This is a genomic window from Wenzhouxiangella indolica (genome assembly GCF_042310355.1).
In the GTDB taxonomy this organism is placed as follows: Bacteria; Pseudomonadota; Gammaproteobacteria; order Xanthomonadales; family Wenzhouxiangellaceae; genus Wenzhouxiangella.
On the sequence record NZ_JBHJMR010000001.1, the window covers coordinates 195,795 to 222,260 of the forward strand.

Below are 26,466 nucleotides of genomic sequence, written 5' to 3' on the forward strand. Positions count from 1 at the left end.
CCATGACCGGCTCCGAGGCGTTTCAGGAGAGAACATGGTCAAGATCCGCATGAGCCGGGGCGGCGCCAAGAAGCAGCCCTTCTATCAAATCATCGTAACCGACAGTCGCAATTCCCGCGACGGTCGCAACATCGAGCGGCTCGGGTTCTTCAACCCCGTCGCGCGTGGCCAGGACGAGCGCCTGCGCCTCGATGTCGAGCGTGTGGACTACTGGCTGGGGCAGGGCGCGCAGATTTCCGAGCGCGTTCGCGATCTGGCCAACGAAGCACGCCGGGCCCAGTCGGCGGCCTGAACCGGTGACGCCGGACGAATCGGTCGTCGTCGGCCGATTCAACGGCCCCTGGGGTGTGCGCGGCTGGGTCAAGGTGTGGTCCGAGACCCGGCCGCCGGTCGCCATTTTCGACTACCAGCCGTGGCTCGTCGGCGAGCGCGGTGATCCCCTCGGAATCGAACAGTGGCAGCAGGCGGGCCCCCGCCTGGTGGTCAAGCTGCGCGGCGTCGACACGCCCGAGGCAGCGGCCGCGCTTGGCCGCGAGACCATTCGCGTTGCCCGTTCGAGCCTGCCGGAGCCCGAATCCGGCGAATACTACTGGCACGACCTGATCGGCCTGGAAGTCGTCAACCTCCAGGGCCACGTCTATGGGCGGGTCGAGCGGATGCAGGAGACCGGCGCGCACGACGTGCTCGAGATCCGGGGCGAGGAGGGCGGCACCGTTCTGATTCCCTTCGTGACCGGCGAGTTCGTGCAGGACGTCGACCTGGCCGGCGGCCGCATCACGGTCGACTGGCCGCTGGAATGGACCGAGCCGGTTTGACCGCATGCTCTCGCGCATCGACGTGGTCACGCTTTTTCCCGACTGGATTCAGTCGCTGAGGCAACTCGGCCTGACCGGGCGGGCGATTGCCGAGGGCACGGTCGAACTTCAGTGCTGGAATCCGCGCGACTTTGCCGAGGGCGTTCATCGCAGCGTCGATGACCGTCCTTATGGCGGTGGTCCGGGTATGGTGATGCGGCCCGAGCCGCTGGCGCAGGCGATCGAGTCGGCGCGCGGCGGTGATCCCGGAGCGCGCGTCGGCTGCCTCAGCCCCCAGGGCCGTAGACTGGATCAGGCCGCGGTGCAGGAGCTGGCGCAGCGCGAGCGCCTGATTCTCGTGTGCGGGCGTTACGAGGGCATCGATGAGCGCGTGATGGACGCCCTGGTCGACGAGGAGTGGTCGATCGGTGACTTCGTGCTCTCCGGCGGCGAGCCTGCGGCGGCGGTCATGATCGACGCGGTGATCCGACTGCTGCCCGGGGTTCTTGGCCATGAACTTTCGGCGCAGCAGGATTCCTTCTCCGAAGGCTTGCTCGACTGCCCGCACTACACGCGCCCGGAATCCTGGCGCGGGCGCGACGTGCCGGAAGTTCTGCGCAGCGGCGATCACGCGCGCATCGCGCGCTGGCGGCTTGCGCAGGCGATCGAGCGCACGCGCCTGCGACGCCCCGATCTGCTGGGCGAGCGCGGACTCGATGCGGCGGATGAGGCGGCAATGGCGGAATTTTCCAAAGCGGGGCGAGACAAGAACTGAAAAAACGGTTACAATTGCCGGCTTGTCTGCCCCGGGTGGGGCAATAAAGCGCGCGCTCAGTAGACGCGCTCAAGTCAATGCGCAATCGGGAACAAGCAGTCATGAGCAATATCATCGACGAGATCAACAAGGAACAGACCGAACGCGAGATTCCGGAATTCGCGGCGGGCGACACGATCGTGGTCAACCTCTGGGTTCGCGAGGGGGATCGCCAGCGTGTACAGGCCTTCGAGGGCGTGTGCATCGCCAAGCGCAACCGCGGCGTGAACTCGGCCTTTACCGTTCGCAAGGTATCGCACGGCACCGGTGTCGAACGCGTCTTCCAGACCTACAGCCCGCTGATCGAGTCGATCACGGTCAAGCGCAAGGGCAAGGTGCGTCGCGCCAAGCTCTTCTACCTGCGCAACCTGGAAGGCAAGGCGGCTCGAATCAAGGAAAAGCTTTCGGGCTCGGGGCGCAAGCGCGCCAGCGCCTGAACCGGACAACCCTCCGAAAGCAGAAAGGCCAGCCTCAGCGCTGGCCTTTTTGTTTTCCGGCTCGGGGTCAGCCCGCCCTGGCTTGCGGTTGGGACGGGGATTCCTCGTCTTTGCCCGTTTTCGCAGCGGCTTTCTTGCCGTCCGCCGGGGCGGGCTTTGACGCCGCCTGCGACTCGCGAATGCGGCTGTTGCCGTTGAAATGTGCGCCCGGTTCGATCACCAGTTCGGCGACGGAAAGATCCCCGTCGACCCGGCCGCCGCTGACGATTTCCAGCCGCCGGGCATCGATGTTGCCCTCGAACTTGCCGCTGATGACGATGTGATCGGCCTGCAGGTCGCCCACGATTTCTCCCTCCTGGCCAACCGCGACCTCCGCCTCGGAGCGAATCGTGCCCTCGATGCGACCGTCGACGTGCAGGTTATCGCTCAGGGCAAGGTCGCCGACAAGCTTTGAACCTGCTGCAATGACGGTCGTTCCGGCGTGTTGGCCGCCGTCCGCACGACCTCGGTTAATGATTCCCATTGAACGCGTTCCTCTTCGCTGAACAGTACGTCATATTCTTCCAGCGACCAGCGCAGGAAGGGTGAGGGGTCGAGGCGACGCTGCAGGTAGCGCACCTCGTAGTGCAGATGCGGTGCGGCCGACTGGCCGGTGTTGCCCGAATACCCCAGCAGATCGCCGCGCTTGACGTAGCTGCCGGCGGCGACCTCGATGTCGTCCATGTGGCCGAAAATGGTGGAAAAGCCGTAGTTGTGGACGAGCTTGACCATGTTTCCCAGCCCGGAACTCTCGTGCGGTGCCGCCCACTCGACCACGCCGTCGGCGGTGGCATAGATGGGCGTGCCGCGCTTGGCGCGCAGATCGACGCCGCCGTGCAGCGCTTCGCGCTCGTGAATCGGGTGGCGGCGCATGCCGTAATCGCTGGTCACGCGCTCCGACTGCACCGGGAAGCCGCTCGGAATGGAGCGCAGCATCAGGCGCTTCTCGAACGCCGTCTGGGCGGCGATGTCGACGCGCTGCGCCAGCGGGCGATCCTCGACCGGGTCCACGCCGACGAGGCTCTCGATACGTTGAAGTTCGCCACCGAGAACGGCCAGTTCACGGCTTCGTCGCTGGACTTCGCCTTCGAGTTCGCGGCGCTGCTCGGCCAGACGCTGCTTGTCGGCTTCGATGGCTGCCTTCTCGGCGGCCAGCTCGGCGACCTGGCCGTTGAGCGTACCCACCCGGCCGGCAAGCATGAAGATGCCCGCCGCTCCGACGACGAGGATCACGGCCAGGCCGATCCCCGCCCCGGCAATGACTCGCCTGACGAGCTGGTCGAGGGTGAAATGGCGTGAGCCGCGGTAGTCGGTGATGGTGACGTGAAAGCGTTGCCGCATTCGCTGGTTTCGCTGGTTGTCGTTGTTGGTGTCCGCACCGCGAGGACCCGGTTTCGGGTCAGCCCGGCGCGCCGCTGGGCCGCCAATTATGCGAGGGCCGCCGGCTGGTTGCAAACGCCCCCGGTGGCCGGCGGGTTAGAATGCCATCCTTGCGAATTTCTCAGCTCGATGGAGACTGGTCCATGAACAAGCCGTTTTTCGTCCTTGCCCTGTGTTCGTTCCTGGCTGCCTGCGGTGGTGCCGACGAGCAGGATATCCCCGGTGAGACCGGGGCGGCCGCTACCGCTGAACCGGCTGCCGAGTCGCAGCAGGCCGCCGAGCCGGCCGTGAACGAAAGCGCTGAAGAAGCCCCGGCCGTTGCCGACGCACGACCGGAAATCTATTCGGAATTCACGCTCGAGGCCGACCTGGATCATCTCAGCGATGCGCAGCGCGAGATGGTGGCGGTGCTGATCGACGCCAGCCGGATCATGGACGACCTGTTCTGGCACCAGGCCTACGGTGACCGCGACGCCTTGCTTGCGAGCATCGACGACGAGGCCGCGCGCGAGTTCGCCCGCATCAACTACGGCCCCTGGGACCGCCTGGCCGGCAATCGACCGTTCGTGGCTGGCCACGGACCGAAACCCGCCGGCGCCAATTTCTATCCGGCCGACATGACGGATGCGGAATTCGAGTCGCTCGAGGATGCCCGCAAGGATGACCTCTACAGCCTCATCCGGCGTGACGACGCCGGCGAGCTGACGGTCGAGCCTTACAACACTTTCTACGCCGATTCCCTCGACGAGGCGGCCGGCTTGCTCGAGCGTGCCGCCGATCTGGCGGAGAACGCGTCTTTCGCGCGCTATCTCCGCTTGCGGGCCGAGGCCCTGCGCACGAATCGCTACCAGCCCTCCGACCTGGCCTGGATGGACGTGAAGGGCAACAAGATCGATCTGATCTACGGCCCGATCGAAACCTACGAGGACCAGCGCTACGGCTACAAGGCCGCGTTCGAGTCCTACGTTCTGATCAAGGATCTCGAGTGGAGCGAGCGCCTGGCGCGCTTCGCCGAGTTCCTGCCCGAGCTGCAGCGCAACCTGCCCGTGCCGGAGGCCTACAAGGCCGAGCAGCCGGGTGGCGATGCCGAGCTCAATGCCTACGACGTGGTCTATTACGCCGGCGATTCGAATGCCGGTTCGAAGACCATCGCCGTGAACCTGCCCAACGACGAAGAGGTGCAGCTGGCCAAGGGCACGCGCCGCTCGCAGTTGAAAAACGCCATGCGAGCCAAGTTCGACCGCATCCTGCTGCCGATTGCCGACGTCGTCATCGCCGAGGATCAGCGTGAACACATCAGCTTCGACGCGTTTTTCGGCAACACGATGTTTCACGAGGTCGCCCACGGCCTGGGCATCAAGAACCGGGTCGACGGCGAGGGCACGGTGCGCGCCGCGCTCAAGGAGCACGCTAGTCCGCACGAGGAGGGCAAGGCCGACGTGCTGGGCCTGTACATGGTGCGTGAGCTCAGCGAGGCCGGCGAGCTCGACGGCGACATCATGGACTATTACGTCACCTTCCTGGCCGGCATCTTCCGCTCGGTGCGCTTCGGCGCCTCCAGCGCGCACGGCCGGGCCAACATGATGCGCTTCAACTACTTCGCCGACTTCGGGGCATTCGAACGCGACGACAATGGGCACTACCGCGTGGTGCCGGAGCGCTTCAGCGAAGCCATCGACGCGCTGTCGGAGGAGATCCTGGTCATGCAGGGCGACGGCGACTACGACCAGGCCGCAAGAATGCTGGACGAGCTCGGCGTCATCGGCGAGGAATTGCAGTCCGACCTCGATCGCATCGACGATGCCGGCATCCCGGTCGATGTGACGTTCCGTCAGGGCAAGGACGTGCTCGGAATCGGCGAGTCGTAAGCCGTACCCCGCTGTCACGAAGACGGTGACGATTGGACGGGGCGATCGGGTGTTTTGCCACCCGACGCCTTGAAAGCCGGGCCGGTTGCGCCCACTTCGTCACCAGTCCAGACAACCTTGATGAAGCGTCATGAGCGAAGCGAACGCCCCGGAAACCCGCCGATTCGACACCGAAGTCCATCAGCTGCTCAAGCTGATGATCAACGCGCTGTATTCCAACCGCGAAATCTTTCTGCGAGAACTGATCTCGAACGCCTCGGACGCCAGCGACAAGCTGCGCTTCGAAGCATTGACCAACGATGACCTCAAGGGCCTCGACCAGGACCTGGCCATCGACGTTCGTTTCGACGCCGAGGCCGGCACCCTGACCGTCTCCGATCGCGGTATCGGCATGAACCGCGAGGAGGTCATCGACAACCTCGGCACCATCGCGCGCTCGGGGACGAAGCAGTTTCTCGAATCCCTGTCGGGCGACAAGCAGAAGGATGCCGCCTTGATCGGTCAGTTCGGCGTCGGCTTCTACTCGGCCTTCATCGTCGCCTCCGAGGTCGCGGTCGAAACGCGCCGGGCCGACGAACCCGCGGCCAGGGGCCTGCGCTGGACCTCGGCCGGCGAGGGTGAGTACCAGCTCGAGTCGATCGAGCGCGAAGCGCAGGGCACCACCATCACCCTGACGATCCGGGACGATCACAAGGATCTGCTGTCGGACTGGCAGCTCAGGCGCATCATCCGGCACTACTCGAACCACATCGCCTTCCCGATCCGTCTGGCCCAGGCCGGCAAGGACGACGAGGCCGAAACGGTCAATGATTCCAAGGCCCTGTGGGCGAGGGCGAAGTCCGAGATCTCCGACGAGGATTACCGGGATTTCTACACCAGCCTGACCGGCGACGAGGAAGCGCCGCTGAGCTGGGCGCACCACCATGTCGAGGGCAGCCAGCGCTACAGCATGCTGCTCTACCTGCCGTCGCAGGCCCCCTTCGACATGCTGATCAACCGTGATGAAAGAGAGGGCGTGAAGCTCTACATCCAGCGGGTGTTCATCATGGACGCCGCCGAGCAGGTCGTGCCGCGCTACCTGCGCTTCATGCGTGGCGTGATCGATTCGGCCGACCTGCCGCTCAACATCTCGCGCGAGATTCTGCAGGACAATCCCCTGCTGAAGAAGATCCGCTCGACCGTGGTCAAGCGCTCGCTCGACCTGGTCGAGAAGCTGGCCAGGGAGGGCGGCGAAGCCTGGCAGAAGTTCTACAGCGCCTTCGGCAGCGTCCTCAAGGAGGGCGTGATCGAGGATTTCGAACAGCGCGAGCGCATCTCCTCGCTGCTGCGCTTTGCCTCGAGCAATTCCGATGACGCGTCGGTCGGCCTGGACGCCTACATCGAGAACATGAGTGAAGGCCAGGACACCATCTGGTACCTGACCGCCGACAGCCTGAAGGTGGCGAAGAACTCCCCGCACCTGGAGGCCTTCCGCAAGCGCGGTATCGAGGTGCTGCTGCTGACCGACCGCATCGACGAATGGCTGGTCGCCCACCTGCACGAGTACAAGGGCAAGCAGCTCAAATCCGCGGCCAGCGGTCAGCTGGACCTGGAAGACGATCAGGTCGAGCCGGATGAAGCGGCGAAAAAGCTGGCCGGTCGCATCAAGAAGGCGCTGGGCGAGCAGGTCGGCAACGTCAGCGCGGGTTCGCGGCTGACCGACTCGCCGGGCTGCATTGTCAGCGACGACAACGCCATGAGCCTGCAGATGCAGAAGATGCTGCGCCAGGCCGGCCAGGAGGTGCCCGAAAGCAAGCCCGACCTGGAGATCAACGCGGGTCACCCCCTGCTCGAAGCCATGGCGGCCGAGGATGATGATGCACGCTTCGGTGAACTCTCGCAGCTGCTGTTCGACCAGGCGCTGCTGGCCGAGGGCGGAGAGCTGGCCGACCCGGCCGGCTACGTCAAGCGGGTCAACGCCCTGCTGGTTGGCGCCCTGGGCCGCGACAAGGGCGACGATCGTGCCGCATCGGCCTGACGGCGAGATCCTCGCCTCGGCCGCCCCCGGCGGCGGCTGGCGCGAACGGCTGGGTCGACGGGTCGAAGGGCCGGGGTTCAGTCGCTTCATCATCGCGCTGATCATCGTCAACGCCGTCATCCTCGGCCTGGAGACGTCGCCGGCGGTGATGGCGCGCTTCGGCGATGTCCTGGTCGCTCTGAATACAGCCATTCTCGGCGCGTTCGTCATCGAGATTGCGCTCAAGCTGGTCGCCTTCGGGCCGCGTTTCTTCAAGTCTGGCTGGAACGTGTTCGACTTCCTCGTCGTGGGTATTTCCCTGGTGCCCACGGCCGGCCCGCTGGAGATCCTGCGTGCCCTGCGCGTGCTGCGGGTGCTTCGCCTGCTGTCGCAGGTTCCCAAGCTGCGGGTGATCATCGAGTCGCTCCTGCGTGCCCTGCCGGGCATGGGCTGGACGGCCTTGCTGCTGGTGCTGGTTTTCTACGTCTTTGCCGTCATGGGCACGATGATGTTCGGCCAGGAGTTCCCCGAGTACTGGGGCAACCTGGGCGCGAGCCTGTTCTCGTTGTTCCAGATCATGACCCTGGAGTCGTGGTCATCGGGCATCGCCCGGCCGATGGCCGAGGTCTTTCCCTGGGTCTGGGCGTATTTCGTGCCCTTCATACTGGTCTCGAGCTTCATGGTGCTCAACCTGTTCATCGCCATCATCGTCACGGCTACCCAGTCCATCCACCAGGACGAAGAGGATCTGGAGCGGCGCGAGCTGCTGGCCGAGCTCAGGTCCATCAATGAACGCCTCAAGCGGCTGGAGCAGCACGACGGTTAACGGTTTACGGTTTACGGTTGACGGGGTCCGTGTGAAAGCCGCAACGTGGGTCGGCGTTACATCGCCGACGGACGAGGCATCGGGCTTGTACAAACATCAGCTACGCGTGAACAAGATTGATATGTTGACCGTCGCGGATGTAACCGCGACCTACGAAGCAACGCTCGTGATCCGTAAACCGTAAACCCGAACCCAATGACCGACGCCGTAAGACTCGACAAGTGGCTCTGGGCAACGCGCTTTTTCAAAACGCGCGGCCAGGCCCAGCAGGCGATCAAGGGCGGCAAGGTCGAGATCAACGGCGCCTCGCCCAAGGCCTCGCGCCTGGTGCGCTGCGGCGACCGCCTGCAGGTCACCAAGGGAGAGACGCGCTTCGAGATCGTGGTCGAGGAAATCGGCGAGAAACGCGTGTCCGCAGCGCTGGCGCAGCAGATGTACAGCGAGACCGAAGCCGGGCGCAAGGCGCGCGAGCGGCAGGCCGAGGAGAACAGGCTCAAGCGGGCAGCGGGTGCGGCCCCGGACCGGCGGCCCGACAAGCGCGAGCGGCGGCAGCTGCGCCGCATCAACCGCGGCGATTGAGCCGGCCCGGTTTCCGGCACCCGGGCGAATCGGCAACTGGTCCGCGCCGGCATTTTAGGAATTGCTTATAATAGAGCTCGGGCATTCGATGTCCGTTCTTCTTTTCGCCGGAGCATGGGTTTGTCGCAGCGCGAACGCATCTGTTTGGTGACGCTGCTGGCGGCGGCGGTCTTTCTGCGCGCGCTGCTTGCCGACGGCTACATGCCCGATCAGGACGGGGGCATTCGCCTTTGTACGCCTGATGGCATGGTTACGGTCGTCATCGATCCGACGACCGGCGAGGCGGTCGAGGTCGACGAGTCGCTTTCCGCCGAATGTCCCTGGGCCTACGCCTTCTTTCCCGCGGCAATGCCTCCAGGCCCGCCGGGCCTGGCCGTGCCGTATGAACCGGTTTCGCCCCCCGAGCGGTTTGCAGCCGGTCGCCCGACCGGCCAATCCGTCTCGCTGCCCCCGGCGCGGGCGCCCCCTCGAATTCTCTGCTGAACAACTGAACCCCGTACATGATCCTTTTTGTCGTGCCCGCTCCCTCGGGACCGGCGGGCGCGCGTTCAGCGAGAGGAAATCGCGATGAAAACGAGTATTCCAGGCGGCTTGCTGGCCGTCCTCTTGTGCCTGCCCGCATGGGCGGGCGAATCCTCCGGCGGCCCCGATGCGGCGGCCGGGGAAGAACGCCCGGACTCCGGTCGAAGCGTCGCCGAACGCCTCGAAGAACGGCTCAAGCTGCAACCGATGGTGGTCACCGCGGCGGTTATGAGCGACCCGTTCCGCGTGACCACCGACCCGCGCCAGCCGCGCCTGCCGCTGCCGGCGCACGACGGCGGCTCCTACCTCAAGTCGATTCCGGGCTTTGCCCTGTCACGCAAGGGTGGTACGAGCGGCGATCCCGCCCTGCGCGGCCTTGGCGGTTCGCGGCTGAAGATCCTGCTTGACGACACCACGGTGCTGGGCGGCTGCGGCGGTCGCATGGATCCGCCCACGGCCTACGTCTACCCGGAGGTCTATGACCTGATCGAGGTGATCAAGGGGCCACAGTCGGTGCGCCACGGCGCCTCGGCGGCCGGAGTCGTGCGTTTCGAGCGCGAGGATCCGGTCTTCGATGGACCCACCCGACGGGGGTACCTCGGCGCGGTCCTGGGCAGCTTCGATCGCCGCGACGGCACCGCGGAAGTCATGCTGGGAAACGAACGAGGCTATACCCGCTTGACCGGCACCTGGTCGAGTCGTGACGACTACCGCGACGGCTCGGGTGAGCGAATTCACTCGCGCTACGAGCGCTGGAGTACCAGCCTGCTGGCCGGCTGGACGCCGGGCGACAACACCCGTGTCGAACTGGGTATCGACCAGAGTGACGGTGAGGCCGCCTATGACGATCGCATGATGGATGGCACGCGCTTCGACCGCAGCGGCTACAGCCTGCGGATCGTGCAGACCGATATCCGCCCCTGGTTCAGCGAGCTCGAGCTTTTGCTGTTTCACAACTACGTCGATCACGTCATGGACAACTACACCCTGCGTCGGCCGCCGATGATGCCGATGGTGCGGTTTCCGGACCGTCGCACGCAGGGCGCGCGCGTGGCCGGTGAGTTCCGTCCCGATGACGCCCTCGTCGTCCAAGCCGGCGTCGACTGGATGCAGAATCGCCACCGCGACGGCATGCTGGGCGGAACGGCGGTGGGCCGCTTGAACGAGGAACCACGCATCGAGACGGCTCGCTTCACCGATGCCGGGGGGTTCATCGAGCTGGAACACCGCATCGATGACCGCCGCAAGACCGTGTGGGGGCTGCGCGTCGATCAAAGCCGCGGCCGGGCCCTGGTCGAGGGCTTCGGAGGTGTGCCTTCCGGTCACGGCAAGCGGCGCGAACAGGTCAGCGGCTTCGCGCGCTACGAGCATCGCCTGGCCAACAGGCCGCTGGCTTTCTACGCCGGCCTGGGGCGGGCCGAGCGAGCGCCCGACTACTGGGAGCGCGAGCGGGTCTTCGGGCTCGACAACGAGGCGCAGACACAGCTCGATCTGGGTGTCCGCTACACAGGCGAGCGTTCGAGCGCCACGCTGTCGCTGTTCTACGGGCGGATCGACGACTACATCCTGATCGTCGCCCCGGGTCGGGAAGCGCTCGATGCACGCAACGTCGATGCGACCACCCGCGGAGCGGAACTCGACTGGCGGTTTGCGCTCGCCCGGGGGCTGTCGATCGGCGGCAGTGTCGCCTGGGTGCGCTCGGACAATGACAGCGACGGCGTGCCGCTGGCGCAGACACCACCGCTGGAGGCGACACTCGGCCTGGACTTCGAGCGCGGGCATTGGTTCGGCGGGGGGTTGCTCAGGGGCGTTGCGCGCCAGGATCGCATTCATCCCGGCTACGGCACAATCTACTCGCTGGATACCACGCCCACGCCGGGCTTCGCGGTCACCTCGCTCTACGGCGGCCGCCAGCTACCGGGCGGATGGACCTTGACGGGTGGCCTGGATAACCTGTTCGATCGCCGCTACGCCGAGCATCTGCAGCGCGGCGCGGCTGAACTGGGTGCGCTGGCCGGCCGCATTCCCGAGCCGGGACGCACGATCTGGATTCAGCTCAGGGGTGAGTTCGATTGAGCAATCGGTATCGTGGTCCCGATGAACAGCGGATAAACTGAGCCGATGACTTCGAGCGTCGCCGTTCCGCTGGCTTCCCTTGGGCCGGGCAGGGCAGTTCATGCCTGACGACCGCCCCGGCGGCCTGCCGCCGGCAGGCCGCTTCGCCTTCCTGGCCGCGCTGTGTTCCTCCTTCGGTCAGACCTTTTACATCGGCCTGTTCGGCGCCGATTTCCGCGCCGATTTCGGCCTGAGCGAATCGGCCCTGGGCACGCTCTACGGCACGGCCACGCTGATCAGTGGCCTGAGCATGTTCTGGCTCGGTGCGATCGCCGATCACCTGAGCATGCGTCGGGCCATCGCCGGGGTCATGAGCCTGCTGGCGCTCGGCTGCGCGATGATTGCCTGGTCGCCGCACGCGGCACTGCTGCTTGCCGGGCTTTTCATGGTCCGGCTCGCCGGACAGGGGCTGGCCGGACACCTGGCGGTCGTCGCCGCGGCACGCTACAGTTCGCGGCGCCGGGGCCGGGCGGTGGCGATGGCCAGCTACGGGTTCATCGCCGGCGAAGCCCTGCTGCCACCCGTGGTCGCCGGCCTTCTGGGCTGGCTGGAATGGCGCAGCGTCTGGCTGCTGGCGTCGTGCGCCATCGTTTTTGGCGCCCTGCCGCTGCTGTGGTGGCTGGCCCGGCCGCTGGTCGGGCGCGGTCGTGAAGTCGACGCCTCCGGGACGGACGGGTTCGCGGTCATCACCACGCGCCGCAAACTTTTCGTCCATGGACATTTCCTGCGCACGCTCTCGGTGGTGCTGGTCTCGCCCCTGGTGGTGACGGCGCTTTTCCTGCACCAGGGATCGCTGGCCGAGCGCCTGGGCTGGTCGCTGTCGCAAGTTGCTTCGGGCTTCGTCCTGTTCGCGGCGATGCAGGCCCTGGCGGCCTTTGGTGGCGGCCGGCTGGTCGACCGCTTCAGCGCCCGCGCACTGCTGCGCGTCTACCTGCTCCCCCTCGGGCTCGGCGTCCTTTCGCTGGGCGTGTTGCCGCCGTCCGTTTCGATGTGGGTGATGTTCGCCGGGCTGGGCATGAGCGCCGGTGTCAACGGCGTGGTGAGCGGCGCCGTCTGGGTGGAGCTGTTCGGTTCTGCCCGGCTGGGGATGATTCGCGGCGTCTACGCCGCCCTGATGGTGCTGTCCACCGCGGCGGGTCCGGTGGTGCTGGGCCTGCTGTTCGAGCTTGCGGTCGGTTTGCGGACGATCGGTCTGGTCTGCCTGGCCTACGTGCTGCTGGTGCCGCCCTTGCTCACCGCGCGTTTGCGCGCGACAACGGCCCCGTCGCGGGGGCGATGACGGCGCGAGTCCACCCTCAGTCCGTCCGGGCGAGCCGGCGCCGCCACCACCATTTTTCCAGTTCGACCAGCAGCATCAGGGGTGCCATGAGCGCAAGAATCAGCAGCCAGTGCCCCGGCGCCAGCCCGGTGGTGCCGAAGATCCACTGCGCGAACGGCAGGTAGGTGAAGCCGAGCTGCAGAACGACCAGGATGCCGACCATCAGCCAGGCCCATCGGTTGGCGGTCAGGGCCTCGCGGGTCAGGCTGGGAGCGAACAGGCGTCGGCAGTTGAACAGGTAGAGGATCTCGCCGGTCACCAGCAGGTTGACCGCCAGCGTGCGCGCGAGCGCCTCGTCGCCGTCGCCGGTCAGGCTCCAGTGGAACAGGGCGAAGGTGGCGCCGGTGAGCACCAGCCCGACCCAGACGATGCGGGTGGCGACGAAGCCGGTGATCAGGCCCTCGGACTGCGGGCGGGGTGCGCGCCGCATCACGTCTCCCTCGGTCGGCTCGAAGGCCAGCGCGAGCGCCAGCGTCACCGCGGTGGCCATGTTGATCCACAGGATCTGCACCGGGGTGATCGGCAGTGCCATGCCAGCCAACACCGCGATCGCGACCACCAGCGCCTCGGCGGCGTTGGTCGGCAGGATGAACAGCACGGCCTTGCGGATGTTGTCGTAGACGCCGCGGCCTTCCTCGATACCGGCGACGATGGTGCTGAAATTGTCGTCGGCGAGCACCATCTCGGCGGCCTGGCGAGCGGCCTCGGTCCCCTTGATGCCCATGGCCACGCCGATGTCGGCGCGTTTGAGCGCCGGCGCATCGTTGGCACCGTCTCCGGTCATGGCCACCACCTCGCCGCGGGCCTGCAGGGCGGTCACCAGCCGAAGCTTGTGCTCGGGGGAAGTGCGCGCGTAGACGGTCACCCGGCCGGCCTGGCGGGAAAACTCGTCGTCGTCGAGTCGGTCGAGTTCCGGCCCGGTCAGGACCGTGCCGTCATCGGACAGCGCCAGGTCGCGGGCGATCGCGCGCGCCGTCGCGGCATGGTCGCCGGTGATCATCCGGACGGTGATACCCGCATCACGGCAGGCACGGATGGCGGCGGGCACCTCGGCTCGCGGCGGGTCGGCAAAGCCGATCAGGCCGAGCAGGACGAAGTCTTCACCCAGGGTTTCGGTGTCATCCAGCGATTCGATCGGCCGGTCGGTTGCTCTTTCGGCCAGCGCCAGCATCCGCAGGCCGTCGCCGGCCAGCTCGTCGAGCGCGCCTTGCCAGGGCGCGGCATCGAGCGGCTGCTCGCCTTCCCGCTCCAGGATCCGGGAGCAGCGCTGCAGGATGACCTCGGGCGCGCCCTTGATGATCAGGCGCTTGCCGTGTGCACTGGCCATCATCTTCCGGTGCGAGGAGAACGACAGGACCGCCGTGCGCGGGGCCGAAGAGCGAACCTCCCCGAGATCCAGGCCGATCCCTTCGGCGATCGCAAGCAGCGCCCGCTCGATCGGGTCATTGCTGTCGCTGTCGACTTCGGCGTCGCTGCACAGCACGGCCGCTTCGGCCAGCGCCCGGGTCGGCGCGTCGTCGATCGGCAACGCTTCGAGGCCGAAATCGCCGCTGGCGTCGAGTACGCGTCGAACCTGCAGTTCGTTGCGCGTGAGCGTGCCGGTCTTGTCCGAGCAGATGGTGGTGACCGAGCCGAGGGTTTCGACCGCCGGCAGCAGTCGAATGATGGCCTGGCGCGAGGCCATGCGCTGCACGCCGATGGCCAGCGTGATGGTGATGATCGCAGGCAGACCCTCCGGGATGGCGGCAACGACTATAGCGACGCCGGCCAGGAATCCGTCGCTGGCGGATATCCCGTGCAGGATAGAGCCCAGCACAACGACCGCGACGGTAAACGCCACGACAACGGCCGACAGCAGCTTGCCGAAACGATTGACCTGCCGCAGCAGCGGCGTGGTCACGTTCTCCACCGTTTCCAGCAGGGCGCTGATTCGACCCAGTTCGGTATCGCTGCCGATCTGCACGACCACGCCGATGCCCTGGCCGCCGGTCACCAGGGTGCCGGAATGCGCCAGGCAGCGCCGATCGGCCAGTGCCGCATCCTCGTCGAGGGGCTCGGTCATGCGCTCGACCGGGACCGATTCGCCGGTGAGCGCGGCCTGGTCGACGCGCAGGCCGTGGGCTTCGAGCAGGCGCAGGTCGGCGGGTACGCGGTCGCCGGAACGCAGGCGCACGATGTCGCCGCTGACCAGCTGTTCGGCAGCGATGACCTGCCAGCGACCGTCGCGCCGGACCTGTGCCTTGAGTGCCAGCATCTGGCCGATCGCTTCCATCGCGCGCTCGGCCTTGCCTTCCTGCACCAGGCCGATGAGCGCATTGATGATGACGACCGCGGCGATCACGCCGGCGTCGATCCAGTGCTCGAGGGCACCGGCCAGCACGGCGGCAACGATCAGTACGTAGATCAGGATGTTGTGGAACTGGGCCAGCAGGCGTCGCCACCAGGGTCGGCGCGGCGTGGCCGGCAGCGTATTGGGCCCCTCGCTTTCATGTCGGCGGCGGGCCGTGGCCGTATCCAGCCCCTCGCGCGTGCTCTCGAGTTGCTCGAGCGCCTCGTCCGGGGTCAGGGCATGCCAGTGCGTCATCGGGTTGCCATCGGCGTTACGCGATCGTCGGGGGCTTGGCTCGGATGATACCCAATCCCCCGCCGCCGGAAACGAAAAGGGCCTCGCGTGGAGGCCCTCGTCGCTGACACGAATTTTGCCGAAGCGTTCAGCCGGCGACCGTGCCCTGGGACACTTCTTCCTCGGTGGCTTCGCGCACGCCCTTGACGGCGACCTTGAAGTTGAGGACCTGGCCGGCCAGCATGTGGTTGCCGTCGACCGTGACCGTTTCGTCGCCGACTTCCTTGACCGTGACCGTCATCGGGCCGGCATTGGACTCGGCGCGGAAGGTCATGCCCGGTTCCACCTTTTCGACGCCGGCAAAGGCATCCTTGGGAACGTCCTGGACCAGCTCGTCGCGGTAGGGGCCGTAGCCTTCCTCCGGGTCGATGGCCACTTCGAGTTCGTCGCCCTCTGCCTTGCCTTCGATCGCCTTTTCCAGGCCCGGAATGATGTTCTGATGGCCGTGGAGGTACTCGAGCGGCTCGCGGCCCTCGGAGGAGTCGATGACCTGGCCGTCGTCTCCGGTCAGGGTGTAGTCGATGCTGACGACGGTGTTGTTCGCAATTTCCATGATGATCCTGCTTTCGAATTTGTTGAACAAACTAACATGGAGCGTGGTTCCGGCGCTTTCAACCGCCCGTTTTCGCTGCATTTCACGCCGGAAAGGTTCTCTCGATGATGGCCGCGAAATCAATGCCTTGGGGAAGGTTGCCGTACAGGCCGGCGCCGCGCGGCGCCAGCCTGGCCTCGCAGAAGGCCTCGGCCAGCGGGCTGTCGGCTTCGATCAGGACCGCCGCCTGCAGGCACAGTGCGAGATCTTCGGTCAACTGTCGGGCCTGGCTCGGCGCGGCGTCGGGCCGGGCCAGAAGATCGGCGACGGCGTCGAGGCGCGGCCCGATGCCCGCATGGGCGCCGCGCTGTGCTTCGAGCCGTGCCAGCAAGGCGTCGATCGAGCGTGGATCGCGGGTGGCCGCGCGCAGCACGTCCAGGCACTGCACGTTGCCCGAGCCCTCCCAGATGGCGTTGACCGGCGCCTCGCGGTAGAGCCTGGGCAGGATGGTCTCTTCGACATAACCGGCCCCGCCCAGGCATTCCTGCGCCTCGTTGATCGTGCCGACGGCGCGCTTGCACACCCAGTACTTGGCCACCGGCGTGGCGATGCGCGCCAGACGTTCGGCCTGCTCGTCGCCCGCGCTGGCGCGCTCGAACTCGCCGGCGAGGAACATCGCCAGGGCGACCGCGGCCTCCGATTCGATCGCCAGGTCGGCGAGGACGTTCTGCATCAGCGGCTGGTCGACCAGGGTTGCGCCGAATGCATCCCGTCCGCGGCAGTGATGGATGGCTTCGACAACGGCCTTGTGAATCAGCGAGGCCGAACCGATGACGCAGTCGAGGCGGGTCTCGGCGACCATGCGGATGATCGTCGCAACCCCCCGACCGGCTTCGCCGACCATCACGGCCCAGCTGCCCGGATACTCGATTTCGGACGAAGCGTTGGAGCGATTGCCCAGCTTGTCCTTCAATCGCATGATCCGGAAAGGGTTGACCGAGCCGTCGGGCCGAAAGCGCGGCACCAGGAAGCAGCTCAGGCCCTCGTCGGTCTGGGCCAGGGTGAGGAAGGCGTCGCACATCGGCGCCGAACAGAACCACTTGTGGCCGATCAGTTCGTACTCCCCTCCGCCACCGGGTGCGCCCAGCGGCGTGGCGCGCGTCGTGTTCGCGCGAACGTCCGAGCCGCCCTGTTTCTCGGTCATCGCCATGCCCAGGGTCACGCCGCGTTTGTTCCCCGGCGGCAGAAAGCGTGGGTCGTAGGCCGAGGCCAGAACCCGGGGTTCCCACTCGGCCGCCACTTCGGGCTGCGCGCGCAGGGCGGGGACGACCGCGTGGGTCATGGTGATCGGGCACATCGTGCCGGCTTCGAACTGGTTGTGCAGGAACATCATGGCCGAGCGGGCAACGCGTGCACCGGCCCGGCCCGACCAGGTCAGGCTGGCCAGGCCGTGCGTCAGCCCGATTTCCATGATGCGGTGATAGCCGGGGTGGTAGTCGACCCGGTCGATGCGATGGCCGAAGCGGTCGTGCGTTTTCAGTCGGGGTGCGAATTCGTTGGCGTCGAAGCCGAGCGGCCCGATCTCGGCCGCGGCCAGGCAACCGAACGCCGCAACCTCTGGCGCGAAGGCATCGCCCCCTTCGCGTCGCAGTGCCTCGGCCAGGGCAGGGTGGCGTTCGAAGGGGTCGTATTCGACCAGCGCCTCGGGCTGGTTGAAGACCCGGTGGGTGTCCAGTTCGGAAAGCCCGGCAGTATTGTCGTCGTTCGTCATGAGGTCCGCTGGCCGTCATCGAAGTGATGTGAAGGATCACTATACAAAAGCTGCAGGCCGGCAGGTTAGAATCTGGTCATGCGCCTGACCCAATACACCGACTTCTCCCTGCGCGTGCTCATTTACCTGGGCCTGCACGATGACCGCCGCTGCACCATTCGCGAGATTTCCGAGGCCTACGGGATCTCCCGCAACCACCTGATGAAGGTTGTGCAGCAACTGGCGGCGGAAGGTTTCATCGAATCGGTGCGGGGAGTCGGCGGGGGCTTGACCCTCTCGAGCGATTGTTCCCGTCTGAACGTCGGTCGTATCGTCCGCGCCATGGAGCCGGATCTCGGGCTGGTCGAATGCATGCGCCCCGGCAACGAGTGCGTGATCACGCCGGCGTGCGCGCTCACCGGCATGCTGGCCGAAGCCCGCAAGGCGTTCCTCAACGTTCTCGACCGCTACACCCTGGCCGATATCCTCGGCGGCTCGCGCCGCGGCGAGCTGTCTCGCTTGCTCGGCATCCGGGTGGAGTCGGCCCCGGCCGAAACCGGACGAACGATCGGGGATGCCGGTTGAGCAAGTTGACCGGGTTTTCCAATGTGGCTTCTGGGAAGTTTTTGCAAGCTTTCGTTTTGACTTGAAAAATCCCTTTCGCCGGTGCACTATTGAGGCGAACTTGCGGCCGAGAGTCGTTCCAACATGCGCAAGCTGGGTTTCCTGGTCGGATTGATGCTGACGTCGATGGCCTTCTCCGCGGTTGCGGGTGAGGTGCGCAGCCTGCGCGTCTGGGCCGGTCCGGAAAACACGCGCGCGGTGCTCGACCTGGATGAGCGCGTGGAATACCGGCTGTTCACCCTCGACAATCCCTCGCGCGTGGTCATCGATATCGACGGCGTCGATCTCGACCGGGCGCTGGAACTCGACGAAGAACACAGCGGCGTCATTCGGCGCGTTCGGCACGGCGCGCGTGACGGTGATGACCTGCGCGTGGTGCTGGATCTGGAAGGCGACGTTCGTCCGCAGAGCTTTCTGCTCGCGCCTGCCGGCGAGTACGGCCATCGCCTGGTCGTCGACCTCTATCCCCGCGACGCACAGGCGCCCGAAGAGCGCATCCGCGAGGCGGTGCAGCCGGCGATGGAAGGCGAGCGCGACATGATCGTCGCCATCGATGCCGGTCACGGCGGCGAGGATCCGGGCGCCATCGGCCCGGGCGGAACGCACGAGAAGTCCGTCGTCCTGGCCCTGGCGCGTGAGCTCAAGCGGCAGATCGACGACGAGCCGGGCATGCGCGCCATGCTCGTCCGCACCGGCGACTACTACATTCCCCTGGAGGAGCGCTTCGCAAGAGCCCGCGAGTCCCGGGCCGATCTTTTCCTCTCGGTGCATGCCGATGCCTTTCGCGACCGCCGCGTGCGGGGCAGCTCGGTCTACGTGCTCTCGCGCAGTGGTGCGTCCAGCGAAGCGGCGCGCCTGCTGGCCAGGAGCGAGAACCGCTCGGACCTGGTCGGTGGCGTCAAGCTCGATCGCGGCGACGATGTGCTTAGTTCAGTGCTCCTCGACCTGTCCCAGAACGTGGCCATCGAGTACAGCACCGAAGCGGCCGAGGCGATCCTGGGCGAGCTCGCGGCGGTGGGCAAGCAACACCGCAAGCAGGTCGAGCGCGCCAACTTCGTCGTGCTGCGCTCGCCCGACGTTCCCAGCGTCCTGGTGGAAGTGGGCTTTATCAGCAATCCGCACGACGAGGCGAATCTCAACCAAGGCACCCATCGCAGCCAGCTTGCCGCAGCCATCGTCAACGGCGTACGCCGACATTTCTTCGAGACCGCCCCGCAGGGAACCTGGATCGCCGCCAACCGAGACGGCGACCGCCATATCGTCGAGCAGGGAGACACCCTGGGCGTGATCGCCCGCAAGTACCGCACCAGCGTTTCGCGGCTCCGCCAGGCAAACAACATCGACGGCGACGTCATCCATCCCGGCGCCGTGCTGGTCATTCCGGCCGGGTCTTGAAGAAGGTTTCCGGTTTCAGGTTTCAGGATTCAGGTTTCAGGCGGCATTTTCCTCGGATTGGTGGGCGGCTCTGCGCCGCGCAAGGCCAGCGCACGGTCTGGCTCGAACCATAGGACGCGTGCGGCGGAGCATGTCGCGTCAGTGCCCCCTAACCGCAACCGACGTGCTGCAGCTTACGGCCTCTACGTATCCGCGAAATCAATACCGAGGGGCTTTCCGAGTGGCCACGCCGTTTCGCGGCCGAGCCGCCCGACATAGCGCGGACGCCGCCGACCTGAACCCTGAAACCTGAACCCTGAAACCTAGCTGGTCCGGTAAACTGTGCCGCATGCCGATCCGCAAGCTCCCCGTCCATCTCGTCAACCAGATTGCCGCCGGTGAAGTCATCGAGCGGCCGGCATCGATCGTCAAGGAACTGGTCGAGAACAGTCTCGACGCGGGTGCGCGCCGTATTCGCATCGAGGTCGAGCGCGGCGGTGCGCGGCGGATCCGCGTGACCGACGACGGCTGCGGCATCACGCGCGACGAGCTGACCCTGGCCCTGAGTGCGCATGCCACCAGCAAGATCACGTCCCTCGACGATCTCGAGGGCGTGGCCACCCTGGGTTTCCGGGGCGAGGCCTTGCCGTCGATCGCGTCGGTATCGCGCCTGCGCCTGGCTTCACGCCCGGGCGGGGCCGACAGCGGCTACGAGGTCGAGGCCGAGGGCGGTTCGGTCGGCGACGCGCGCCCGGCCGGCATGCCCGAGGGCACCGTGATCGAGGTGCGCGACCTGTTCTACAACACGCCGGCGCGGCGCAAGTTCATGCGCACCGAGCGCACCGAGTTCGGCCACATCGACGATCTGATCAAGCGCCTGGCACTGGCGCGCATGGACGTCGGCATCGACCTGGCCCACGACGGTCGCGTGGTGCGCAGCCTCGGCCCGGCCGCAGACGAGGCCTCGCGCAACCGCCGCGTGGCCGCCGTGTGCGGGGATGCCTTCATGGCGCAGGCGATCGAGCTCGACGAGGCGCATGCCGGGCTGAGGCTGATCGGTTGGATCGCGCGGCCGGGATTTTCGCGCAGCCAGGCCGACCTGCAGTTCTTCTTCGTCAACGGCCGCCTGGTGCGCGACCGACTGGTGGCGCACGCCGTGCGCCAGGCCTATCGCGACGTGCTCTACCACGGCCGGCACCCGGCTTTTGCGCTGATGCTCGAGCTCGACCCGCAGCGCGTCGACGTCAATGTGCACCCGCAAAAGCACGAAGTGCGCTTTCGCGACGGGCGGCTGGTGCACGATTTCCTGTTCAAGACTATCCACCACGCCCTGTCCGATACGCGTCCGGGAAGCGAGGCCGCGCAGGTGGCGGCCGCCTCACGCGCTCACGCGGGTGCGCCGGCTTTCGGGCAGGGGCAGGGGAGTCCCCAGGCCGGCTTGGGCCTGGGCGTGGCCGAAACGGTCTCGCGTTACGCGGAACTGGCGCGCGCGCCGGACGCCTTGAACGATCGGGCCGGGGATGATGTTCCGCCGCTGGGTTTCGCCGTCGCCCAGATCCACGGCGTTTTCATCTTGGCCGAGAACGCCGACGGCATGGTCGTGGTCGACATGCACGCGGCGCACGAGCGCATCGTCTACGAGCAGCTCAAGCAGGCCTGGCGAGAAGAGCGGGTGCGTTCGCAGCAGTTGCTTGTGCCCGAAAGGATCGCCGTGTCCGAACGCGAGGCCCGGGCGCTTGAAGCGCACGTGGCGGGCCTGCGCCGACTCGGCTTCGAGCTGGGCCTGGCCGGGCCCGAATCGGTGGTGATCCGCTCGGTGCCGGCGCTGTTGTCGCGAGCCGACGGCCCGGGCCTGGTGCGCGACGTGCTGGCCGATCTGGTCGAGCTGGGACAGAGCCAGCGTATCGATGCGGTGCTCGATGAACTGCTCTCGACGATCGCCTGCCACGGCTCGGTCCGCGCCAACCGGCGCCTGAACATCGACGAGATGAATGCCCTGCTGCGCGACATGGAGCGCACCGAGCGCTCGGATCAGTGCAACCACGGCCGGCCGACCTGGGTCCAGCTCGACATGAAGGCCCTCGACCGGCTCTTCCTGCGTGGCCAGTAGCGCCCGTCCCGAACGCGCCCTGCCGCCGGCGGTGTTCCTGATGGGGCCGACCGCTGCCGGAAAGACCGCCACCGCGTTCGCGCTGCACGAGCGTTTCCCGGTCGAGCTGGTCAGCGTCGACTCCGCCCAGGTCTACCGTGGGCTGGATATCGGGGCGGCCAAGCCCGACGCGCCGACGCTGGCCCGCTACCCGCACGCCCTGATCGATATCCGCGAGCCGGAGGACACGTACTCGGCGGCCGATTTCGCTGTCGATGCCGAGGCACAGATTCGTCGTATTCACGCCGCCGGCCGCTGGCCGGTGCTCGTCGGGGGGACCATGCTCTACTACCGGGCGCTGCTCTACGGGCTCGACCCCATGCCGCCGGCCGACCCCGATCTTCGCGAAAGGATCGCCGCCGAGGCCGCGGCGCGCGGCTGGCACGCACTGCACGCCGAGCTGGCGCGGCACGACCCGGCTGCCGCGGCCGCCATCCGGAAAGGCGATGTCCAGCGCATACAGCGTGCCGTCGAGATCCTGCGCCTGACCGGCGAAGGGCCGAGCGCCCACCATGGCCACAATCGGTGTCCGAGGCTTGCCGCCCTGCGCCTTGTCCTGACGCCGCGTGATCGCCATATCCTGCATGAACGCATTGAAAGACGCTTCGACGAAATGCTGGCAGGCGACTTCCTCAGAGAAGTCCAATGCCTCCGGTCGAGACCCGCCCTGACCGCCGATCACGCTTCGATGAAGAGCGTCGGTTATCGTCAGGTCTGGGACCATCTCGACGGCGGGTCGAGCCTTGCCGATTGTCGCCACCGGGCGGTGGCCGCCACGCGGCAGCTGGCCAAGCGGCAGTTGACGGCGTTGCGCAGGTTTCCCGGCACGTTGTGGCACGATTCACTGCAAGAACGTACAATTGAGTTGATTTTCAGGCAGGTAGGTGATTTTTTTGCACACTCACGATTCCGGCAGTCGTCCGGCTGAATGTGCACCGGCTCGCGGCCGGTTCACGACCTGGCGTCGACCCCATAAGAATTACTAAGTCCAATAAGAACTTTCAAGGAGAGTCACAATGTCCAAGGGTCAGTCGTTGCAGGATCCGTTTCTCAATGCGCTCAGGCGTGAGCGCGTTCCGGTGTCGATCTTCCTGGTCAACGGCATAAAGCTTCAGGGGCAGATCGAGTCGTTCGACAACTTCGTGGTTCTGCTGAAGAACTCGGTCAGCCAGATGATCTACAAGCACGCCATTTCCACCATCGTGCCGGCACGCAACGTGCACGTCGGTGAAGTGGCGGAGGACGAAGCGCCCTGATAGAAGATTTCGCGCCAGCGGTTGCCGGCGGCGCATCCAGAGCCTTGCTGCTGCACCCGGTCTTCGGGCCCGGGCAGGATGAGGAATCGCGCACCGAATTTCGCCTGCTGGCCCGCTCGGCCGGCCTCGACGTGGTTGACGAAGTGCTCGCGCCGCGTGACACCCCCGATCCCGGGTTTCTTGTGGGCCGTGGCAAGGTCGACGAGGTGCGTGAGCGCGCGGATGCCTGCGAAGCCGGCCTCGTGCTGGTCAACGCCCGTCTCAGTCCCGTCCAGGAGCGCAACCTGAGCCGCAGTCTCAAGCGCGGCGTGCTCGATCGCACCACCCTGATCCTCGACATCTTCGCCCAACGGGCGCGGTCGCACGAGGGCAAGCTCCAGGTCGAGCTGGCCCAGCTTCGGCACCTGTCGACCCGCCTCGTGCGCGGCTGGACCCACCTCGAGCGCCAGCGCGGCGGCATCGGCATGCGCGGTCCCGGCGAGACCCAGCTCGAAACCGACCGCCGTCTGCTCGGCAACCGTATTCGCCAGTTGACCGCGCGGCTGGAAAAAGTCCAGCAGCGGCGTGAGCAGGGTCGGCGTGCCCGCAACCGCGGTGACATTCCGCTGGTCGCCCTGGTCGGCTACACCAACGCCGGGAAATCGACGCTGTTCAACCGGCTCACGCTCGGAGAGGTCATGGCGAGAGACCAGCTCTTCGCCACGCTCGACCCGACAGTGCGCCGCATCGAGGGGCTGGCCGGATCGTCCGTACTCATGTCCGATACGGTCGGGTTCATTCGCGAACTGCCGCACGAGCTGGTGGCCGCGTTCCGGTCGACGCTCGAGGAGACGCTTTCGGCCAGCCTCGTGGTTCACGTCATCGACGCCGCCGACCCGGATCGTCTGCAGCAGCAGTCGGTGGTCGAAGAAGTGCTCGACGATATCGGCGCCGGCGAGCTGCCGGTGCTCAAGGTTTTCAACAAGGTGGACCTGGTCGAGCGCGAACCGGGCGTGGAGCGCGACGCCGACGGCCGCATCTCGGCGGTCTGGCTTTCGGCCGAATCCGGCGAAGGGCTCGAAGACCTGGCCGAGGCCCTTACCGAACGCCTCACCGAGGGGCGCATCCGGCGCAGGATTCACGTTCCGGTGGAGGGTCAGCGGCTACGCTCTCGCTTGTTCGACCTGGGCGTGGTGCTCGAAGAGCAGGTCGAGGACGACGGCTCCAGCCGAATGGAGGTCGATCTTGATCAGCGCGATGCCCGCAGGCTGGCGCGATTGAAGGGTGCCGATGGACGACTGGCCGAACAACTCCTGTTAAACTAGCCGATTACCGGCATCGGGCGTCGCGCGGCTCGATGCGGCAACAGGGACTCGGCGGCAATGTGCCGGCCGACCGCCCGGCGCGAGAATCAATCACGGAGAGATCAATGCCCTGGAATGAACCCGGACGCGGCAGTGGCGGCGGCGGTGACCGAGACCCCTGGAAAGGCGGTAACGGCCAGCAGCCACCCGACCTGGATGAAGTGTTTGCCAATGTTCAGCGCCGCTTGAAGAAGATAATGGGCGGCGGCGGCGATGACGGCGGCGGCCGCAAGGGCGGTTCGGGCGGCGGTTCCTTCGCGCCCATCATCGGCCTGGTCGTGCTGCTGCTGGTGGTCTGGGTAGCCTGGAGTTCGATTCACATCGTCGACGAGTCCGAGCGCGGCGTCGTTCTGCGCTTCGGCGAATACAGCCGAACCCTCAACCCGGGCCTGAAGTTCACGCTGCCCCAGCCGGTCGAGGAGCTGATGAAGGTCAACGTCAGCCGCGTGCGCTCGCTGGAAAACTCCAGCCGCATGCTGACCGGCGACGAGAACCTGATCGATCTGGCTTACGCCGTTCAGTACCGCGTGCTCGAACCGGAAAACTTCCTGTTCAACGTGGCCCAGCCGGAAGCTTCGCTGGCCCACGCGGCCGACAGCGCCACGCGCGAGATCGTCGGCACCAACAACATGGACTTCATCCTTGAGATCGGTCGCGGTCAGATCGCCCTCGACGCCCAGGCGCTGCTGGAGGAAATCATCGATCGTTACGAGGTCGGTATCGAGATCACTTCGTTCAACCTGCAGGAGGTGCGCCCGCCCTCGCAGGTGCGTCCGGCTTTCGACGACGTGGTACGCGCCCGCGAAGACCAGATCCGTTTCGCCAACGAGGCCCAGGCCTACGCCAACCAGGTGGTGCCGGAGGCGCGTGGTCGCGCCGCCCGCATCCTCGAGGAGGCCGAAGGTTATCGCGACTCCAAGATCGCCCAGGCCCAGGGTGAGGCCGATCGTTTCAAGGCCCTGCTGGCCGAGTACGAAGCGGCGCCGGAGGTGACGCGCGAGCGTCTCTACCTGGAAACTCTGGAGACGGTCTTCGGCCGGTCCGCCAAGGTGCTGATGGACGTCTCGTCGAGCAACAATATGCTCTACCTGCCGCTCGATCGTATCCGCGACGGCAACCCGGCTCTGGCAGCGCCGCCGCTGATGACGCCACAGGAGCAGCAGCGCGGACAGAACTCGGGCCCCGGGCCCGGGCGAGATGATTCAAGAGGCCGCACCGGCCGGGAGGGCCGTTGAGATGAGACTTCTTCTACCGATCGTGCTCATCGTCGCGCTGGTGGTCGCCATCAGCAGCCTGTTCATCGTCAAGGAAACCGAATACGCCATCAAGTTCCGGCTTGGTGAGGTCGTGCGCGCGGACTACGAGCCGGGCCTGCACTGGAAAATGCCGTTCATCAACAACGTCCGCAAGTTCGACAACCGACTGATCACCATGGACATGCGGCCGGAGCAGATGAACACCGCCGAGCAGAAATTCGTCGAGGTGGATTACTACGTCAAATGGCGGATCATGTCGCCGCGCGACTACTACGTTGCGACACGCGGCGACGAGGTTTTCACCCGGGCACGCTTGTCCGAGCTGATTCGCAATGACCTGCGCGACGAATTCGCGCAGCGCACGCTCAGCGAAGTGGTTTCCGAGCAGCGTCGCGACATGATGGAGAACCTGGTGGTTCGCGCCGACCGTCGTTTCGAGGACTTCGGGATCGACGTGATCGACGTGCGCATCAAGAAAATCGAGCTGACCGACGAAGTGCTGACCTCGGTGTTCGACCGCATGGAAACGCAGCGAACGGAGTATGCCAACGAGTTGCGCTCGCTCGGTCGCGAGGAAGCCGAGCGCATCCGCGCCGACGCGGATCGCCGTGTTCGCATCCTTCTGGCCGAATCCGAACGTGACGGACAACGCTTGCGTGGTGAGGGCGACGCGCAGTCGGCCGCGACCTATGCCGAGGCCTTCAACCAGAACCGGGAGTTCTACTCGTTCTGGCGCAGCCTCGAGGCTTATGACGAGAGTATCGGAACCGAGAACGACGTCATGCTGCTCGACGCCGAGTCGGACTTCTTCCGCTACCTCGACAACCAGCAGGACTAGCTTGTAGGCCGGCTGACTTCAATCTACCGGGGA

24 protein-coding genes are annotated in these 26,466 nt (G+C 66.3%); 19 read left to right on the forward strand and 5 right to left on the reverse strand.

Going from position 1 to position 26,466, the window contains the following annotated elements:
- Positions 1-34: 34 nt before the first annotated feature.
- The 4 genes from rpsP (at position 35) to rplS (ending at position 2,045) form a co-directional block, all read left to right on the forward strand.
- On the forward strand, positions 35-292 hold the full coding sequence (gene rpsP, locus ACDC67_RS00940; protein ID WP_376689962.1) for a 30S ribosomal protein S16: 258 nt from the start codon (positions 35-37) through the stop codon (positions 290-292).
- 4 nt (positions 293-296) lie between these two features.
- On the forward strand, positions 297-815 hold the full coding sequence (rimM, locus tag ACDC67_RS00945; protein WP_376689963.1) for a ribosome maturation factor RimM: 519 nt from the start codon (positions 297-299) through the stop codon (positions 813-815).
- Positions 816-819: 4 nt separating this feature from the next.
- Complete coding sequence (trmD, locus tag ACDC67_RS00950; RefSeq protein ID WP_376689964.1) at positions 820-1,569, forward strand: tRNA (guanosine(37)-N1)-methyltransferase TrmD; 750 nt, start codon at positions 820-822, stop codon at positions 1,567-1,569.
- A 101-nt stretch (positions 1,570-1,670) separates the two neighbouring features.
- Positions 1,671-2,045, forward strand: a complete 375-nt coding sequence (gene rplS, locus ACDC67_RS00955) for a 50S ribosomal protein L19 (RefSeq protein WP_376689965.1) — start codon at positions 1,671-1,673, stop codon at positions 2,043-2,045.
- Positions 2,046-2,112: 67 nt separating this feature from the next.
- Here rplS and ACDC67_RS00960 read toward each other — a convergent pair whose 3' ends face one another.
- Both ACDC67_RS00960 and ACDC67_RS00965 read right to left on the reverse strand, forming a co-directional pair.
- Positions 2,113-2,568, reverse strand: a complete 456-nt coding sequence (locus ACDC67_RS00960) for a bactofilin family protein (protein ID WP_376689966.1) — start codon at positions 2,566-2,568, stop codon at positions 2,113-2,115.
- Positions 2,472-3,425, reverse strand: coding sequence for a M23 family metallopeptidase (locus ACDC67_RS00965; RefSeq protein WP_376689967.1), 954 nt, complete (start codon positions 3,423-3,425; stop codon positions 2,472-2,474). Before ACDC67_RS00965 ends, ACDC67_RS00960 begins: the two co-directional genes overlap by 97 nt.
- Before the next feature lie 182 nt (positions 3,426-3,607).
- Here ACDC67_RS00965 and ACDC67_RS00970 point away from each other — a divergent pair, with 182 nt between their 5' ends.
- The 7 genes from ACDC67_RS00970 (at position 3,608) to ACDC67_RS01000 (ending at position 12,649) form a co-directional block, all read left to right on the forward strand.
- Positions 3,608-5,332: a dipeptidyl-peptidase 3 family protein gene (locus ACDC67_RS00970; RefSeq protein WP_376689968.1), complete on the forward strand. Its 1,725-nt coding sequence runs from the start codon at positions 3,608-3,610 to the stop codon at positions 5,330-5,332.
- A 130-nt stretch (positions 5,333-5,462) separates the two neighbouring features.
- Positions 5,463-7,349, forward strand: a complete 1,887-nt coding sequence (gene htpG, locus ACDC67_RS00975) for a molecular chaperone HtpG (protein WP_376689969.1) — start codon at positions 5,463-5,465, stop codon at positions 7,347-7,349.
- On the forward strand, positions 7,333-8,154 hold the full coding sequence (locus tag ACDC67_RS00980) for an ion transporter (protein WP_376689970.1): 822 nt from the start codon (positions 7,333-7,335) through the stop codon (positions 8,152-8,154). The genes htpG and ACDC67_RS00980 overlap by 17 nt, the downstream gene beginning before the upstream one ends.
- 195 nt (positions 8,155-8,349) lie before the next feature.
- A complete protein-coding gene (locus ACDC67_RS00985; protein WP_376689971.1) occupies positions 8,350-8,733 on the forward strand; it encodes an RNA-binding S4 domain-containing protein in 384 nt (127 codons plus the stop codon).
- 120 nt (positions 8,734-8,853) lie between these two features.
- Entirely contained in the window at positions 8,854-9,216 is a 363-nt protein-coding gene (locus ACDC67_RS00990) for a hypothetical protein (RefSeq protein WP_376689972.1), read from the forward strand.
- A gap of 84 nt (positions 9,217-9,300) precedes the next feature.
- Entirely contained in the window at positions 9,301-11,331 is a 2,031-nt protein-coding gene (locus ACDC67_RS00995; RefSeq protein WP_376689973.1) for a TonB-dependent copper receptor, read from the forward strand.
- Between the two features lie 100 nt (positions 11,332-11,431).
- Positions 11,432-12,649, forward strand: a complete 1,218-nt coding sequence (locus ACDC67_RS01000; protein ID WP_376689974.1) for an MFS transporter — start codon at positions 11,432-11,434, stop codon at positions 12,647-12,649.
- Positions 12,650-12,665: 16 nt separating this feature from the next.
- Here ACDC67_RS01000 and ACDC67_RS01005 read toward each other — a convergent pair whose 3' ends face one another.
- From ACDC67_RS01005 to ACDC67_RS01015, 3 genes are all read right to left on the reverse strand, one after another.
- Positions 12,666-15,272: a cation-translocating P-type ATPase gene (locus ACDC67_RS01005; protein WP_376689975.1), complete on the reverse strand. Its 2,607-nt coding sequence runs from the start codon at positions 15,270-15,272 to the stop codon at positions 12,666-12,668.
- Positions 15,273-15,399: 127 nt separating this feature from the next.
- Positions 15,400-15,864, reverse strand: coding sequence for an FKBP-type peptidyl-prolyl cis-trans isomerase (locus ACDC67_RS01010; protein ID WP_376689976.1), 465 nt, complete (start codon positions 15,862-15,864; stop codon positions 15,400-15,402).
- 82 nt (positions 15,865-15,946) lie between these two features.
- On the reverse strand, positions 15,947-17,614 hold the full coding sequence (locus ACDC67_RS01015; RefSeq protein WP_376689977.1) for an acyl-CoA dehydrogenase family protein: 1,668 nt from the start codon (positions 17,612-17,614) through the stop codon (positions 15,947-15,949).
- Positions 17,615-17,692: 78 nt separating this feature from the next.
- Between ACDC67_RS01015 and ACDC67_RS01020 the strand changes: the two genes are divergently transcribed.
- From ACDC67_RS01020 to hflC, 8 genes are all read left to right on the forward strand, one after another.
- Positions 17,693-18,178 (forward strand): RrF2 family transcriptional regulator, encoded by a 486-nt coding sequence (locus ACDC67_RS01020; RefSeq protein WP_376689978.1) that lies wholly within the window; start codon positions 17,693-17,695, stop codon positions 18,176-18,178.
- Positions 18,179-18,301: 123 nt separating this feature from the next.
- Positions 18,302-19,612 (forward strand): N-acetylmuramoyl-L-alanine amidase, encoded by a 1,311-nt coding sequence (locus tag ACDC67_RS01025; RefSeq protein WP_376689979.1) that lies wholly within the window; start codon positions 18,302-18,304, stop codon positions 19,610-19,612.
- A 328-nt stretch (positions 19,613-19,940) separates the two neighbouring features.
- Entirely contained in the window at positions 19,941-21,701 is a 1,761-nt protein-coding gene (gene mutL, locus ACDC67_RS01030) for a DNA mismatch repair endonuclease MutL (protein ID WP_376689980.1), read from the forward strand.
- A gap of 40 nt (positions 21,702-21,741) precedes the next feature.
- Positions 21,742-22,668 carry a tRNA (adenosine(37)-N6)-dimethylallyltransferase MiaA gene (miaA, locus tag ACDC67_RS01035; protein WP_376690545.1) on the forward strand — a complete coding sequence of 309 codons (927 nt, stop codon included), beginning with the start codon at positions 21,742-21,744 and terminating at the stop codon, positions 22,666-22,668.
- 88 nt (positions 22,669-22,756) lie between these two features.
- Positions 22,757-22,996 (forward strand): RNA chaperone Hfq, encoded by a 240-nt coding sequence (hfq, locus tag ACDC67_RS01040; RefSeq protein WP_376689981.1) that lies wholly within the window; start codon positions 22,757-22,759, stop codon positions 22,994-22,996.
- A 44-nt stretch (positions 22,997-23,040) separates the two neighbouring features.
- Positions 23,041-24,300 carry a ribosome rescue GTPase HflX gene (hflX, locus tag ACDC67_RS01045; protein ID WP_376689982.1) on the forward strand — a complete coding sequence of 420 codons (1,260 nt, stop codon included), beginning with the start codon at positions 23,041-23,043 and terminating at the stop codon, positions 24,298-24,300.
- Positions 24,301-24,404: 104 nt separating this feature from the next.
- Positions 24,405-25,574 carry an FtsH protease activity modulator HflK gene (gene hflK, locus ACDC67_RS01050; protein WP_376689983.1) on the forward strand — a complete coding sequence of 390 codons (1,170 nt, stop codon included), beginning with the start codon at positions 24,405-24,407 and terminating at the stop codon, positions 25,572-25,574.
- Position 25,575: 1 nt separating this feature from the next.
- Complete coding sequence (gene hflC / locus ACDC67_RS01055) at positions 25,576-26,433, forward strand: protease modulator HflC (RefSeq protein ID WP_376689984.1); 858 nt, start codon at positions 25,576-25,578, stop codon at positions 26,431-26,433.
- Positions 26,434-26,466 lie beyond the last annotated feature (33 nt).